Raw genomic sequence first — 15,551 nt, forward strand, 5'->3', positions numbered from 1 at the left:
ATGTATTATCCCGCCCTCCATATGTAGAGATACTCTAAGGTTTAGAGCTGAGCAAGGTGAAAAATAATAAAAAATTGTCCTCAAGGGAAATTGCAATTAATGCAATTATTAAAATCAAAAAACACATGCATATTCAGCATGCAGTTGATAATGCATTAGAACATGTTCAAAAAAAACAGGACAAAGCCCTTATAACAGAACTAGTTTATGGATATTTCAGATTAAGGGAGCGACTTTATTTTATTTTAAAGTCCAGGATAAGAGGTCAATTTAAAAAATTACCCAAAAAATTTCTTATATCCATGAGTCTTGCTGTTTATGAAATTTTATATCTTGATAGAATTCCAGATTATGCAAGTGTCAATTTTTATGTAGAATATATAAAAAAAAGGATAAGTCGAGGACTAACATCTCTTGCAAATGGAGTACTCAGGACTATTTGTAGAAAAAAGGAAGATTTTTTATCTCATGAGTTTTATATTGAAAATACAGTGTCAAAAGAGGAATTTTATTCAATATATTATTCATTTCCTCTATTTTTAGTAAAAATTTTGATTTCTCAATATGGTGATAAAAATGCAGAAATCTTTTTGAAAAAGTCCGTGTGTAAGCCATTTATTGGGATACGGATAAATAAAAAAAACAAGTCAAGCAAAGAAATAATAAAATTATTAGATAAAAATAATCAGGTTAAACAAAAAATAAACAATAGATTGTATGCTCTTGAACATAGTGATGAAATAGATATTGAATATTTTGAAAAACAGGGAGTTATTAGTAGAAAGTCCTTTGAGTCTCAGAAGGTATTAATAGATTTAGATTGTTATGACTGGAACACCCCAATCTGGGATATGTGTGCTGGTTTTGGGGGAAAAACAACATTTTTACTAGAAGAGGATAAGTTTCCAGTATGGGCAAGTGATATTGATATAAAGAGGCTTTTGGGCTTAAAAAAAGAATTATTTCGTCTAAAATTAAATGATATTCCTGTTTTTGTTACAGATTCTACAAAGGCAAATCCTTTAAAAAAGAACCCTTCTACTATATTAATAGACACTCTGTGTTCAGGACTTGGAGTTATATGCAGAAGACCTGATCTAAAATTGCGTCTTGATGATATTTTTCTAAAAAACATAATAAAGTTACAGCAAAACTTATTGAACATGGCCATTAAAACAGTACCTAAGCATGGGAGGATTGTTTATATAACCTGCACGTGGAACAGGGATGAAAATGAGAAACTGGTGCAAAGAGTTATAAGGCAAAATAGAGATGTTAAAGTCTTTATAGAAAAAGAGGTAAAAATAGATTTTACCAGAGATTTGAGGGAATTTTTTTATGGAGTAACCTTGGTAAAAAATTAATTTTTCTTAACTCGCATAGCTATCTTTCCAAAATTTTATAAACTGATACCCTTATAATATATCATCTTTAAGGGCCATCTTCTTTTTTGCGAAATTAAGCATAATTGTATAAATATTTAGCAAACTAAAGTTCCAAAAACTGGATGTTGGTTTGTGTTATGAGTTTCTTAGTTATTGATAAGTCCCATAACTTTGTGTGAAAAAAAATTGAATGTTCACAGGTAATTTCCTAAATAGGTGATTAGCACACACTCTATAAGGAGGAAAATTACCTGTGAACAACAACTTCATTGCTCAATTTTCAAAAAATATCAAGTTTTCCTACACATCTTTTGATCGTGTTATCCTTCGCGGTTACATTTTAGACCTCTTCTATGAAGGAGGCGTTGTTTCTTTCCTTAAATCTATGGGTTTTGTTAAACGCTCCAATGGCGTTATACCCATTTTCACTGACCCGCCTGCCAATCGCCGAGATACTCTTTCGTTAAAACTACAAACTTGCTATACCCTGCCTTCTCTAGTTAAATACCAGATATTGTCGAGGCACTGGCGGGCAGGAACCACCATTAACAACCCTAAATCAATCGCTGGGGCTTAAAAAACCTGTTCTCTATCTACGCCTATTTATGGAAAGGTCTTGATGCCAATAACAAATTCCTCAATTGTTGTGCTGACGTTGATTTCTCCTCATTATGTGAGATTAAACCGAACATGTTTTCAAAACCTGTTCTTGACCACCTTAACCATAAGGTCCCTGCTCCTGACCTCAGAAAAGACAGACAACTTGCTCTCATCAAAGAATTGCTTAAAACCAAATACTCCTCTTTTGGAATTAAAACTTCTGAACTTAAGAATGCTCTATCCAACTACTTCCGAAATTCCTCTCAAATTTGCTAGGAATTGAAAAAATTAATCTCTAGAAAGATTGTCAAAAAGGCAAAAGGTATATCATTTTATGCGGTTACTAAATTTGGCTGGAAGTGGCTTTGGGCTACAATTTGTGCTAATGACTTTTTTAAAAACCCTATAATTTCAAGGTGTTTTAAAAAGGACTTAGAACATAGTGCATCACAACCATCTAATATTGAAAAGTCCTATCTCCTCATCCATCAAGGCTTAACCATCATAACTCAAGAACTTGCAATGATTTAAGCTCCTCTAAAAAACGTAAATTTTTTTCACGTTTTTAAAGACAAAAGCTTATCTAGACTAAAAGAAAATGAAAAAGGAATCTTAGCTGATTTTTTGGTGAATATTGTTCAGGGATTAATCGGTTCTTATTTTAAAGTTTCACACCCTTTTTTTTATTTTCCTGCAGCTAGGACAGAATTTTCATTAAAAACCCAAAATTTTTTCATTAAAGTTTATTATGAAAATTTATGCACTTACGCTTAAAAGAATATACTTTTGAAAATTATTAACTTAAGCAATTAAGCATTAGCTTACAAATAGCTACATACTTTTCTTCTCTATTGGACGCTTTTTTATGAATTTTTTAGCTGATCGTTTGTAGGTATATCCCATGTCTTTTAATGCTCGTAAAACTGTATCTTTGCTGACCTCTATATTTAAGTCCCTTCTTGCAGCATGAGTTATTAATAAAACAGTCCATGCCTCTTCCTCAAAGCCATGCATTAAAGGGGAATCTGAGATTATGGTTTCTATATATTCCATTAATTTTTTTCTCTTTTCTTTTGGTCTGCCTGGTGAATATTTCCGATTAAATCCTTTGATGCCATAGGCTATGTAGCGTTTAATCCAATCTCTAACAGTGTGAGGATGGCGCTTAAGCAGTCTAGCTATTTCAGGTGGAGATTTTCCCTCAGCATTCATAAGCACCATAAGCGCTTTTTCTGAATCTTTTGATGATGCCTGACGACGAAAATTTTCAAGCTCCCTTCGCTGATTATCTGATAATTGTACCCTGATCATCTCTTCCTCCAAAAGATTTTTGATCAGAATATCACCTTTTTAAAATAATATTTAAGATCTGTTATGGATATTTAAGCATTTCTATTTAAATCTCTAATTATAAAATGGAGTATTCTACCTTTTGGCATCTGTGCCTGCATATGATTTATCTTTTATTTTTTTTACCAATTTTTTCCTTGTTTTAAACCATTTTCTATAAGCATCTCCTGGATAAAAAAGTTCAACAACTGCACTTAAAAATAGAAAGGATTTAATAGTACCTGTTAATTAACTTTTTTCTTACATATTTACCCGACATAAATATCAGTTTGATATTTATCTAAATCAATTCCCAATTTTTGTTCAAGCTTTTTCCCCAACTCATAAGGGGTGATTGGTTGAAGTGGAAGATTAAAGGTCTTTTGAAAATGCTCAACAAAGATTTCCTTGGTGGATTTATTTGTAGTGGATAGAAATAAAATCCCTTTAGAAAAATTCCATACAACATCTGTTACTGATGGCACAGCAAGGGTCTTTGAAAGAAGCTTTATCCTTAAATTTTCTTTTATTTCCTGCTTTTTTGCCTTTGACAAATATTTTATATCTTTTTGTTCATTGCCCAGGGCCTCTTGAATTGCCATTTGATAATATTTTTTAAATACCGCAGGTGGTATTTTCCTCTTGTCTATCCTCAAAGAAAAACAGACATATTCACCTTTAAATGGAGAGGATAACTCAAATTTATTATCTAACATATTGTCAAAGGATACCCACCCAAAACTCACTTCATCTGTTACCTCATCAATATCATTAAAGGAAAATTCCTTTAAGAGCCCTGGGATCTTCTCCCAGAGCTCAGAGTCTGCTTCTCCTAAAACCCTATATCTGGTTAGACCAAAAGATGCAGATAAAAAACCCATTTCACCTAAATCCTATCTTTTACTTTATTTACTATATTTTCTGTCACAAAACCGTAATGCTCGCAAAGTACCTTTCCAGGTGCAGATTTCCCAAATTCATCTATACCTATAACAAATCCCCTGTCTCCAACATATTTATACCATAAATCAGATGAACCCGCTTCCACAGCTACTACAAGTTTAGCCCTTTTGTCCAATACCATATCTTTATATGAGTTATCCTGTTCTTCAAAGAGTTCTGTACAGACCATGGAAACTACCCTTGTTGGAACACCTTGTTTATTTAAAATAGCTGCAGCCTCAACACATATGCCAACTTCTGAACCAGTGGCTATTAATATTACCTCTGGATAATCTCCATTTTCTCTTACAAGAACATATCCACCTTTTTTCGCACCCTCATATTGTTCTTTTTTATTTAATTGTTTTTTTAGTGCCTGTCTGGAAAGGATGAGTGCCATTGGACCGGTATGTTCACAAAGTGCATGATAATAAGCAGCCGCACATTCTACAATGTCGCAGGGTCTAAATACCTTTAAATTGGGTATGAGTCTAAGAGATGATGTTTGCTCAATTGGCTGGTGTGTTGGTCCATCTTCACCAACACCTATAGAATCGTGAGTGAATATATATATGACCTTAAGTTTCATCAATGAAGACAGCCTTATTGCACTTCTCATATAATCTGAAAACACCAAAAAGGTTCCACAATAAGGTATAAATCCACTATAAAGAGCCAGGCCATTCATAATTCCTGCCATTGCAAATTCCCTTACCCCAAAATGGAGATAATTGGCTCTGGGCGAATCTTTGGTGTAAACTACAGACCTAGAGTGTTTGGTATTATTAGAACCACTTAAATCTGCTGATCCTCCAATTAGTTCTGGAAGGTTAGATGCCAGTTTATCCAAGATAATCCCTGATGCCTTTCTTGTGGCAATATCTTTTTTATCTTTTAAAAATTCTTCTATGTATTTTTCAAAAACCTCAGTAAAATTTGGTGGAAGTTCTCTATTTATCCTCCTTAAAAATTCCTTTGCATCTTCAGGATATAGATTTTTATACTTCTCAAACTCTTTATTCCAGTTATCTTCTAATTTTTTACCTTTTTCCCTTGCATCCCAGGCCTTATATATATGTTCTGGAATCTCAAAAGGTGGATATTTCCAGCCCAGATTTTTTTTAGCAGCCTCAACCTCTTCTTCCCCCAGGGGAGCTCCATGGGTCTTTTCACTTCCAGCAAGATTAGGTGAACCAAATCCAATCTGGGTCTTAAAACAAATTATAGATGGTCTATCTAACTCTTTTCTGGCCAAATCAATTGCCCTATAAATTTCATCTGGATTGTGTCCATCAACATCACATATTACATGCCATCCATAAGATTCAAATCTCTTTTTTATATCTTCTGTAAACCATTTATCAGTAGGTCCATCAATAGTAATTCCATTATCATCATAAAGGGCTATTAATTTCCCGAGTCCCCAGGTGCCAGCAAGGGAACATGTTTCATGGGATATACCTTCCATAAGGCATCCATCACCTAAGAGCACATATGTGTAATGATCTATAATTTTAGCATCATGTTTATTAAAAGTAGCTGCAAAGATCTTTTCAGCCAATGCCATTCCAACTGCATTGGCAAGTCCCTGTCCAAGGGGACCGGTAGTTGTCTCCACCCCTGAGGTAACACCATATTCAGGATGACCTGGTGTCTTTGATCCAAGTTGCCTAAAATTTTTTATATCCTCTATGGTCAAATCATATCCTGTTAAATGCAGAACAGAATATAAAAGCATAGATGCGTGACCATTAGATAAAATGACCCTATCCCTGTTTGGCCATTTTGGATTTTGAGGATTATGTCTGACAAAATCCCTCCACAATACTTCTGCAATATCTGCCATTCCCATGGGTGCTCCAGGATGTCCTGAATTGGCATTCTCTATAGCATCCATGGATAAGGCCCTTATTGCATTTGCAAGCTCTCTTCTACTAATCATTATCCCCCCTCGAAATAAGCCTAGACCCCTTATTAAATAAAAAAAATAACCTTAAACTTCTTGACCTTTCAGACTTTGACATATAAAGAGAAATCCTAAGAGTCAACCTCTTTTTCACCCATTTGAAAAGTGATTACTTAAACTAGTTCATGGAGTCTTTATGCAACAAAAATTTATTTTATCACCTTCACTCCTCTCATGTGATTTTGCCAATCTTGAGCAGGAATTAAAAGGCCTTGAGGAGGCAGATATAAAATGGGTCCATTGGGATGTTATGGATGGACACTTTGTCCCCAATATCACTCTAGGGCCACCAATTATTAAAAAATGCAGGCCTAGAACATCCCTTTTTTTTGATGTACATCTCATGATTGAAAATCCTGAATTATACCTTAAAGATTTCAAAGAGGCTGGTGCTGATCTCCTCTGTGTCCATGCTGAGGCGTGTATCCATTTAGATTCTGTTGTAACAAAGATATCAGAGCTTGGGATAAAACCAGCAGTAGCCCTAAATCCACATACTCCGCTAAAAATAATTGAATATATCTTGCCAAAACTTTACATGGTCCTTATAATGAGTGTAAATCCAGGATTTGGAGGACAAAAATTTATCCCATATTCTATCCAGAAAATAAAAAAACTGAAAAAAATGATTGACCAGGCGGGGCTGGATACCCTGATTCAGGTTGATGGAGGAGTTACTCTAGAAAATGTAAAGTCCATTGTTGAGGCAGGCGCAAATGTGGTTGTATCTGGCTCTGCATTTTTCAAACATCCACCATATAAAAAAAGACATAGAGAGTTTATAGAAGCTATTTTAAAAAAATAAAAAAAGGATATGGTTATGAAAAAAATCATATGCATAATTTTATTTGTTCTTCTGGGAATAAATAAGGCAATAGGAGGTGGAAAGATGATAATTAAAAGCAATTCCTATCCAGATGAAGGGATGATGCCCAAAAAATATGTAATGAAGACCATTGGTGGCCAAAACATATCCCCGGAATTTAGATGGGAAAATGCACCAGAAAACACAAAATCCTTTGCATTAATTATGGTTGACCCTCATCCAATTGCCAGAAACTGGCTTCATTGGGCAGTTATCAATATTCCCAAAGATTTTAATAAAATAGAAGAAGGTTTTTCTCTATCAAACAAATGTGCATCTTGCAGGGAACTTATAAATTCTTTTGGATTTAAGGGATATGGTGGACCTCAACCACCCAGGGGCACGGGCAAACATCCTTATGTAACAACCATATATGCCCTTGACTGTGAAAAAATAGATATTCGTGACAATCCCTCTTATGAAGAGTTGACAGATGTAATATCTTCACATATTTTAGATAAAGCCAGTTATACTGGTTATTTTGAACAAAAATAGATTTATGTCAGACTATCTTAAGAGATTAAATAGTTATTTTAACTATGCGGATTATGGGGAATTTAACAGGTTGAGAAGATATTTTTAAGTCAAGAGAAAGATTTTTTGTTTTTCTCCTATCTTTTTGCTTGACAATACCACAATTTCTTGATTTAAACTCACATCCAAAAAAGGATTTAGGTGCCTTTATAAGGCTTAAAAGGGAAGCTGGTGAAAATCCAGCACCGGCCCGCGGCTGTGAAAAGGGGACGAAAGCCACATAAATGCCACTGGGAGATAAGATGCTCCTGGGAAGGCGTGGCTCGCCCTGTTGAATTTCCGAGGAGGGAATTCTATTCAACGGGGCGAGTCCTGTTGAATATCCTTAAGATAAGGTTATTCAACAGGGCGAGTAGGATGATCCTTTGAGTCAGAAGACCTGCCTAAATCTGGTGAAACATACCCTTATGGGAAAGGGGTGTGTTTTTATAAGGCTGAGGATAAAACGGGAATCCCCAGCCCGAGAATAATCGGGCCGGGGATTTTTTTATGGTGGGGAGTTTATATATTGGAAGAATATTCAGACAATGTATTTAATGAAGAAGAAGAGCTGATACAACGTGCTATATCTTTGATCCATAAGGATTTTAATAAAGAATTGACACTGGAAAAAGTGGCCAGGGAGTGTGGCTTTAGTAAGTTTTATTTTTCAAGGATTTTTAAAAAATATACAGGAAAAAATTTTAAAATATATCTCATCGAGCTCAGGATAAACAGGGCAAAGGAGCTTCTTATGCATTCAAAACTCCCCATATCTCAAATATGTTATGAAACAGGATTTAATGATCTGTCCTATTTTAGCAGGGTATTCAAAAAAATAGTGGGCCTTAGCCCTTCTGAATTTAGACAAAGGATAAAGGATGATGGTAAGCCAGTTAGGAAATAAAAATTAAAGGAGGTAAGCAATGATGATGGAAATTTTAAAGGATTTATGGAGGGATGAGAGCGGGGCAACAGCAGTAGAATATGGTTTAATAGCAGGGATAATGGCTGCTGCCTTGGTCACAGTTCTTTATGCTTTTAAAGATAAGTTAACAAGCCTTTTTGGTAATATTAATCTGAAGATACAGGATGCTTCGGATAACGTGCAGAATCCCCCCAACATAAATGGAGGTTAATAAACAAAGTATGACGAGAAAACCATGGAAAATTTAAAGGAATTATGGAGAGATGAGAGCAGAGCAACAGCAGTAGACTATGGCTTAATAGCAGGGATAACGGCTGCGGCTATGGTAGCAGTTATTGGTACTTTTAGAAAGAGCTTAACAGAGCTTTTTGACGCAATTACTGGTAAAATGGATGAGGCGCAAGGTGAACTCCAGACAGGACATCCTATTCCCCTAAGATTACCTTATTAAAAAGGAGGTAAAAAAGGAGGTAATATTGCTCTCCAAGACCTTAGTTGTTGAATTAATCTTAATTATTGCCATAACCTTTGACTGCATTAAAGGAATAATCCCTAACTGGCTTACCATTTCTTCCATATTGCTGGCAATAGGATATAGAGGCTTAGCATTGTATTATCAAGAAGGGATTTTGTGTGTTCAGCCTGTTCTGTCAGGGGCAATAATAGGCGGCTGCACAATGATCATTCCTTTTTTACTTGGTGGAATAGGTGGAGGGGATGTTAAACTTATGATGGCAATTGGTGCATGGCTTGGCCCATCAGAGGTGGTCAATGTAGCTATTTATAGCTTTATATGTGGAGCATTGATTGCCTTGTTTTTTATAATTTTTAAAAAAACAGGTCTTCATTTAAAAAATGTATGGTATGATATTTTAACGCTATTTTTAACCCGCACTCGGCCACCTGTAAATCAAGATAGGGTCTATTTCCCTTTTTCTGTAGCCATTGGAGCTGGATTTTTAATATATCTTTTTAAAGGAGGTGTAGTGTAGGTGGCTTCAAAGATACAGAGACAAAAGGGAAGTGTTGTGATTGAATTTGCCCTTCTTCTGCCCCTGCTCCTTTTGATTTTGGGACTTATTATAGATTATGGATGGTATTTTACTAACTGGATTCAGCTTACAAATGCAGTCTCTGCAGGTGCAAGGGCTGGAATAAAGGCAGAAGAAGGAGAAAATCCAAAAGATTTGGCTAAAGATGTAGTAAATAATAATTTCTGGGATTCATTGCAAGAGCTGAGGGCAGAAGTAAAGGACTCACCATCTCCACGCAGGATCACAGTCACAGCAACTTATAAATATACACCACTCATGGGGCCTTTTACTGAATCTCTTGTTCCACAGACCATCAAAACCAGTGCAACCATGGTATTTCCATAGTTATTTAAAGAAGGAGTTAATTTAAATACCTAGAGGATGTTAAGATTATGCGAAAAATTAGGATTTTTTTGGCGGTTATTATAGCAATACTTTCAGGAGTCTTAGCTGCAGTAATAGTGGGTCAAAAGATTTTTCACCATAAAACAAAGCCAGTAAAACAAAAAAAAGCAGTAAAAATTGAGGCTAAACCTGTTCAACATATCAAGATCCCTGCTGGTAAAAAACTTGTGGCATTGACATTAGATGATGTTCAGATACTGAGTAAATTAAAAAAAGGAGATAAAGTGGATGTTCTGGCTACTTCCAATCTCCCTGATGTAAACATGGCAAGTATCTCCAGAATTATATTAAAAAATATCCTTGTATATGAAATTAAAGGCAGAGGAAAAGAGAAATACTCAAGACGAAATAAAGAGACTGTTTACCTTATAATGAAACCAGAAGAGGCCTTGAAATTATACTCTACAATGAAGTCTGCAAAAATATCATTGATCTTGAGCAATAGAGATAAAAAAAACGACACTAAAGAGGATAAAAATAATCAGGTTACCCAGCTTGCTTCTACTTATACTCCCATAACTGGTCCTGAAATCTTAAAGACACCTTTAATAATAAAAAAAGACCTCGCTAAAAATATTCCTCCTAACATGAGGGCAATAACCATAAAAGTTAAACAAGAAGATGGGATGTGTGGATTTTTGAAGCCAGGAGATCATGTGGATGTAGTTATTACCTGCCCATTTAGTAAATTCGCCTCATCTGGAGGTATCACCCCTGGCGCCAAAGGAATGGTTACTGAATATAGAATAAGCTCAAAGGTTCTTTTGCAGAACCTACTTGTCCTGGCCATTGATACGCCTATAACCTCTCAGAAGTTTGGACAGCCAAAGATTTCAATGGTCACGCTATTAATTCCAGCTAAAGATGTGCCTGTTTTGAGCGTTGCAGCAGATGGAAGTAATAAAGGACTACTTAGACTGGTTTTAAGAAACCCAGAAGATAAAACAATGGTTGCCACAAAAAGGTGTTTTTTGTCTGACCTGCTTTCAGAAAAAAGGATTTACAGCCAGATAACAGTAATAAAGGGAACAAAAGTTTATTCCCAGCCAATAATTAAGTAAGGGGATAGGTATGAAGAAGATAAAATTTTTAATTTTATTCCTTGTGCTCTCCTTGTTTTCTCCAAATATCCTCTGGGCCATAGACCATGATTCCTTTAATGGAAAAACCATAAAAATTAAACTATTCAGGAGTTTTGAACTATTTACAAAAAAGGAAATTTCCTCTGTGGCAGTTGGAGAAAATAAAATAGTGGATTTTGTTGTATTAGACTCTCATCACATAAGATTAGTTGGAAAAAATGAAGGAGGTACCAATGTAATTATTAGTTATAGAGAAGGAGGATATGAAGAGTATGAAGTGCTGGTGGATAAAGGATTTAATGTAGAAGTCATAATAGGTATAACCACAGTGCCTGATTTTTCATTAAAAGGGTGGTAATTTACAAGTAAAAATCATGGGAGTTTAAATGGTGAAAAATAGAATAAAATCTATCTTGATACTCTCTTTGTTTATCTCCAATCTAACATATGCATCTTCTGTATCAATACTTACTAGAAGCGCAGAAAAAATAAGGATTTATTTGGGAAAGACCTTTTTAATAACCTTAGATTCCCCTGTTGCAAGGGTGTGTGTGGGGGATATGAAGATCGCCCTGGCAAGGGCCATTTCCGAAAAGGAGATCTTAATAAAAGGTAGAACTCCAGGGATTACTGACTTGATTATATGGTATAAAGGCAAAAAATCTCCTTCTCTATATAACCTTAAAGTGGAAATAGATCCAGCAATGCTACAGGAAGTAGAATCCCTTATTAAAAAATTGGTACCAGAATCTCATGTACAGCTTATTCCTGCAGGCTCAGAATTGCTTTTAGAAGGATATGTTACTTCTGTAGAAGATATGCACAGGGTTATTCAAATCGTAGGAGCTTATTTTAAAAAAGAAGAAAAGAAAAAAGAGACAGAAGAGGAAAAAACCGGTAAAAGTTCTACAACCATAAATATTTCTACAGGTAAGGGATCCACGGTGGGAACAGGAGGTGAGGGAGGTCAACTAGGAGAAAATGTAGAGTTTACCGTTGCAATAAAAAATAATTTGATCATATTAAAAGGATATTTTCAGGTGCAACTGGATGTAAAGATTGCAGAGGTATCTCGCTCTGGCATAAAAGAAATGGGGCTTAATTTCTTAAATAATTCCAAATGGTGGACAATTGGCATATCCAATATAGGGGGTGCATCAGCAGACCTTGACACTGATAAAGCCTTTGCACAAAGTACAGACAGCTCTGCAAGTTATTCCATGGGATCTTCTGTAACTGGTAAATTCAGTATAGCCTCCCCTTTTGGAGATGCAATAAATGTATTAGTCCATTCCCTCAAAGGAAATAGCCTTGCTATTTTAAGTCTATTAAAGGGGCAGGGCCTGGCGAGATTGCTGGCATCTCCAACCCTTATCACCATGAGTGGACAGGAGGCAACCTTTACTGTTGGCGGAGAAATCCCCGTGCCAGTTACTGATAAAGATGGCTCTACCACTATACAATATAAAGAATATGGCATAATCTTAAGATTTACCCCCTATGTAATTAGAAAAGATACCATCACCTTAGATGTAGAACCTGAGGTAAGTGGACCTGATTGGGGACTTGGAACATCATCAGGAGGCGTGGCTGTGCCTGGAATCACCAGCAGAAAGGTAAAAACTACCCTTCAATTAAAGGATGGTCAGACCTTTGTTATTGCAGGACTTTTAAAAGAAAAATCCCATATTTCCACAAGAAAGGTCCCTTTATTAGGTGATGTTCCTTTTTTGGGAACCCTGTTTACCCAAAAGCAGTTTTCAAGGGAAGAAACAGAACTGGTGGTAGTAGTGACTCCTCATCTTGTGAGACCTTTAAATAAAGGAGAAGTAGTTGGATTGCCAGGAGACTTAATATCTCAGGACATTAACGACCTTGCATTTTTTCTGGCAAACGCAATTGAATTTAATCCTCCAAAATATTTAGGACAAATAGGATTTTCAAGATAATAAAAATTTTAAGGACTAAACATCATGGGAGCTAAATATAGAGCCATAGTTATTGGAAGTGAGCAATTAAAAGATAATTTAAAGAAAAATTTAATTACACTGGTTGATATAAGCGAAAATTATAATTCTTATAGTGAGGCATATAAAGGGTTAAAACAAAAAAGACCAGATATGGTTTTTATAGAACTGGACAACAATAATAAAGACGCATGTTTTGATTTTATCAGATATGTAAAAAAAAGATATGGTTCAATCATGATCTTTTTAATTGGGCAAAACAAAGATCCAGATATCCTGTTAAAGGGCCTTCGCTCTGGCATATCAGATTTTATTGAATTTTCATCTATTAACGGGAACCTCCTGTCCCTTTTAAAAGAATCCATAGCAAGGTTTAAAAATATAGAAGAAAAGGGAGAAATAATTAGTGTTTTTAGTATAAAAGGCGGTCAGGGTGTTACAACAATTGCCACTAATCTTGCTGACCATATCTATACCCTTACTGAAGACAATGTTGTTTTACTGGACTTAAATTTTTACATGAGCGACCTGTCTGTATTTTTAAACTCCATGTGTGAATACAGCCCCTTTGACCTTATAAAAGACCTTCCTAGAATGGATGAAGAACTCTTATTTTCTTCTTTAACCCGTCATAAAAGGGGTTTTTATTTTCTCTCTGTGCCTGAAGAAAAAGTTGATTTGCAAGATTTAAGTCCTGAAGATGTTGATGATATGCTAAAGGTTTTAAAAAATTATATGGATTATATAATTGTTGACCTACCACATGATTTTTCTGAAAGAACAATTTCTGTTATTGATAATAGTGATATATTATTGGTCCTGGTTCAACAATCTGTTCCAATTATTAAAAGCGTTGAAAAACTCATTTTTTTATTTGAGGAAATGGGAATAAAAGATAAAGTTCGCATAGTATTAAATAGATATGTAGAAAGTGGTGAAATTTCTCATAAAGATATATCCAGAGTCCTGGGGCAGGAAATAATCTATAAAATAAGAAATGATTATAAAACCATAATTAGTGCTATAAATTCAGGTAATCTATTAAATGCTCTTTTTCCTGATAAAAGAGTTAATAAAGACATAAAAAATATTGCCATTGATATAACCAATATGTTTCCTGTTAAAAAACAAAAAAACATAAAAGATATAATAACTAAATTCTTTGTTAAGAGGAAGTGATCATGGCTTTGGCTGAGAATAAAAATAAAGGCAAAATTTTTTCTTTATATGTATCAGATAATAGAGATACAACTTTAGATGAAAAAAAGTACAATATCATAAAGACAAAGGTCCATTTTGATCTGGTAAAAAAGCTACGTCTCTCTTCTATATCACAGATGCCAAAAGATAAGCTTGCCAATCTTATAAGAGATACCCTTTATGAGATATCTTTGCAGGAAAGGCTTCCATTAAATCAAAAGGAGAGAGCCCTTTTAATCTCTGATTTATTAAATGAGATTATGGGACTTGGGCCTATTGAACCCCTTATGCAGGATGATTCAGTTCAGGATATTCTTGTTAATGGTTATTCAAAGGTCTATGTGGAAAGAGGTGGGGTGCTTTATTTAACAAATATACGTTTTAGAGACAATGACCATTTAATGCAAATAATAGACAAGATAGTATCAAAGATAGGGAGGCGAGTTGATGAATCTTCTCCCATGGTGGATGCAAGACTGGACGATGGTTCCAGGGTGAACGTAGTTATTCCCCCTCTGTCTCTGGACGGGCCAATATTGTCTATTAGAAAATTCGGCAGGGTATCTATTACAATGGAACAACTTTTATCTACCCATAGCTTGACTCAGGAGATGTGTACTTATTTAGAGGCTGCTGTTAAATCAAAGTTAAATATTTTGATTTCAGGTGGAACAGGAGCTGGAAAGACCACATTGTTAAATATTTTGGCGAGATATATCAATGAAAATGAAAGAATTATTACAATTGAGGACAGTGCAGAGCTAAATCTTCAACAACCCCATGTGGTTAGATTAGAATCACGGCCACCAAATATAGAGGGTAAGGGGGAGATTACACTTAGGGACCTTGTGCGAAATAGCCTTAGAATGAGACCTGATAGGATAATCGTAGGCGAGGTAAGGGGAGAAGAAGTGATGGATATGCTACAGGCAATGAATACAGGACATCCAGGCTCAATGTCCACTATCCATGCAAATTCACCAAAAGATGCCCTATCCAGAATGGAGGTGATGCTCAGCATGGCAACCACTTCCTTTTCTGACAATGCAATGAAACTATTAATTGGTAGCGCTATTAATGTCATAGTCCAACTTGCAAGGCTGCCTGATGGAACCAGAAGAGTTGTATCTATCTCTGAAGTACTGGGTTTTAAACATAATCAAATAGAACTCCAGGATGTATTTGTCTTTGACCAACTGGGAGTGAATGATGAGGGCAAGATATTTGGAGAATTTAAATCAACTGGTAAAAAGCCCATTTTTGCTGACCATATAAAGAGTATGGGAATAGAGTTGCCTGAAAAAATATTTAATTTTAAATACAGGGTAAATTAGT

At 35.2% G+C, this 15,551-nt stretch carries 17 protein-coding genes and 1 riboswitch; of the genes, 14 read left to right on the forward strand and 3 right to left on the reverse strand.

What is annotated here, in order from left to right:
* Positions 1 to 56: 56 nt before the first annotated feature.
* A complete protein-coding gene (locus ACYQ1E_RS12880; protein WP_459880119.1) occupies positions 57 to 1,364 on the forward strand; it encodes a transcription antitermination factor NusB in 1,308 nt (435 codons plus the stop codon).
* A 274-nt stretch (positions 1,365 to 1,638) separates the two neighbouring features.
* Positions 1,639 to 1,962, forward strand: coding sequence for a hypothetical protein (locus tag ACYQ1E_RS12885; protein ID WP_459880122.1), 324 nt, complete (start codon positions 1,639 to 1,641; stop codon positions 1,960 to 1,962).
* Between the two features lie 854 nt (positions 1,963 to 2,816).
* Here ACYQ1E_RS12885 and ACYQ1E_RS12890 read toward each other — a convergent pair.
* The 3 genes from ACYQ1E_RS12890 to tkt all read right to left on the reverse strand — a co-directional run bounded on the left by ACYQ1E_RS12890 (position 2,817) and on the right by tkt (position 6,198).
* Positions 2,817 to 3,296: a helix-turn-helix domain-containing protein gene (locus ACYQ1E_RS12890; RefSeq protein ID WP_459880125.1), complete on the reverse strand. Its 480-nt coding sequence runs from the start codon at positions 3,294 to 3,296 to the stop codon at positions 2,817 to 2,819.
* A 287-nt stretch (positions 3,297 to 3,583) separates the two neighbouring features.
* Complete coding sequence (gene rdgC, locus ACYQ1E_RS12895; protein WP_459880128.1) at positions 3,584 to 4,195, reverse strand: recombination-associated protein RdgC; 612 nt, start codon at positions 4,193 to 4,195, stop codon at positions 3,584 to 3,586.
* Positions 4,196 to 4,200: 5 nt separating this feature from the next.
* Positions 4,201 to 6,198, reverse strand: coding sequence for a transketolase (tkt, locus tag ACYQ1E_RS12900; RefSeq protein WP_459880130.1), 1,998 nt, complete (start codon positions 6,196 to 6,198; stop codon positions 4,201 to 4,203).
* 160 nt (positions 6,199 to 6,358) lie between these two features.
* On the opposite strand from tkt, the gene rpe reads away from it, so the two are divergent.
* The 12 genes from rpe (at position 6,359) to ACYQ1E_RS12960 (ending at position 15,550) form a co-directional block, all read left to right on the forward strand.
* Positions 6,359 to 7,027, forward strand: coding sequence for a ribulose-phosphate 3-epimerase (gene rpe / locus ACYQ1E_RS12905; protein ID WP_459880133.1), 669 nt, complete (start codon positions 6,359 to 6,361; stop codon positions 7,025 to 7,027).
* Between the two features lie 15 nt (positions 7,028 to 7,042).
* Positions 7,043 to 7,582, forward strand: a complete 540-nt coding sequence (locus ACYQ1E_RS12910; RefSeq protein WP_459880136.1) for a YbhB/YbcL family Raf kinase inhibitor-like protein — start codon at positions 7,043 to 7,045, stop codon at positions 7,580 to 7,582.
* Between the two features lie 161 nt (positions 7,583 to 7,743).
* A riboswitch (cobalamin riboswitch) is annotated at positions 7,744 to 8,022 on the forward strand.
* A 107-nt stretch (positions 8,023 to 8,129) separates the two neighbouring features.
* Positions 8,130 to 8,507 carry a helix-turn-helix domain-containing protein gene (locus tag ACYQ1E_RS12915; protein ID WP_459880139.1) on the forward strand — a complete coding sequence of 126 codons (378 nt, stop codon included), beginning with the start codon at positions 8,130 to 8,132 and terminating at the stop codon, positions 8,505 to 8,507.
* A gap of 19 nt (positions 8,508 to 8,526) precedes the next feature.
* Entirely contained in the window at positions 8,527 to 8,739 is a 213-nt protein-coding gene (locus tag ACYQ1E_RS12920) for a Flp family type IVb pilin (protein ID WP_459880142.1), read from the forward strand.
* Between the two features lie 24 nt (positions 8,740 to 8,763).
* Positions 8,764 to 8,979 (forward strand): Flp family type IVb pilin, encoded by a 216-nt coding sequence (locus ACYQ1E_RS12925; RefSeq protein ID WP_459880145.1) that lies wholly within the window; start codon positions 8,764 to 8,766, stop codon positions 8,977 to 8,979.
* Positions 8,980 to 9,004: 25 nt separating this feature from the next.
* A complete protein-coding gene (locus ACYQ1E_RS12930) occupies positions 9,005 to 9,520 on the forward strand; it encodes an A24 family peptidase (protein ID WP_459880147.1) in 516 nt (171 codons plus the stop codon).
* Positions 9,521 to 9,907: a TadE/TadG family type IV pilus assembly protein gene (locus ACYQ1E_RS12935; protein WP_459880150.1), complete on the forward strand. Its 387-nt coding sequence runs from the start codon at positions 9,521 to 9,523 to the stop codon at positions 9,905 to 9,907.
* Between the two features lie 47 nt (positions 9,908 to 9,954).
* Positions 9,955 to 11,028 (forward strand): Flp pilus assembly protein CpaB, encoded by a 1,074-nt coding sequence (gene cpaB, locus ACYQ1E_RS12940; RefSeq protein WP_459880153.1) that lies wholly within the window; start codon positions 9,955 to 9,957, stop codon positions 11,026 to 11,028.
* A 10-nt stretch (positions 11,029 to 11,038) separates the two neighbouring features.
* Positions 11,039 to 11,407 (forward strand): pilus assembly protein N-terminal domain-containing protein, encoded by a 369-nt coding sequence (locus tag ACYQ1E_RS12945; RefSeq protein ID WP_459880156.1) that lies wholly within the window; start codon positions 11,039 to 11,041, stop codon positions 11,405 to 11,407.
* A gap of 28 nt (positions 11,408 to 11,435) precedes the next feature.
* Positions 11,436 to 12,998 carry a type II and III secretion system protein family protein gene (locus ACYQ1E_RS12950; protein ID WP_459880159.1) on the forward strand — a complete coding sequence of 521 codons (1,563 nt, stop codon included), beginning with the start codon at positions 11,436 to 11,438 and terminating at the stop codon, positions 12,996 to 12,998.
* Between the two features lie 24 nt (positions 12,999 to 13,022).
* Positions 13,023 to 14,195, forward strand: coding sequence for a nucleotide-binding protein (locus tag ACYQ1E_RS12955; RefSeq protein WP_459880162.1), 1,173 nt, complete (start codon positions 13,023 to 13,025; stop codon positions 14,193 to 14,195).
* 2 nt (positions 14,196 to 14,197) lie between these two features.
* On the forward strand, positions 14,198 to 15,550 hold the full coding sequence (locus tag ACYQ1E_RS12960) for a TadA family conjugal transfer-associated ATPase (protein WP_459880165.1): 1,353 nt from the start codon (positions 14,198 to 14,200) through the stop codon (positions 15,548 to 15,550).
* The last annotated feature ends 1 nt before the right edge of the window (position 15,551 follow it).

The organism is Desulfothermus naphthae (assembly GCF_054657475.1).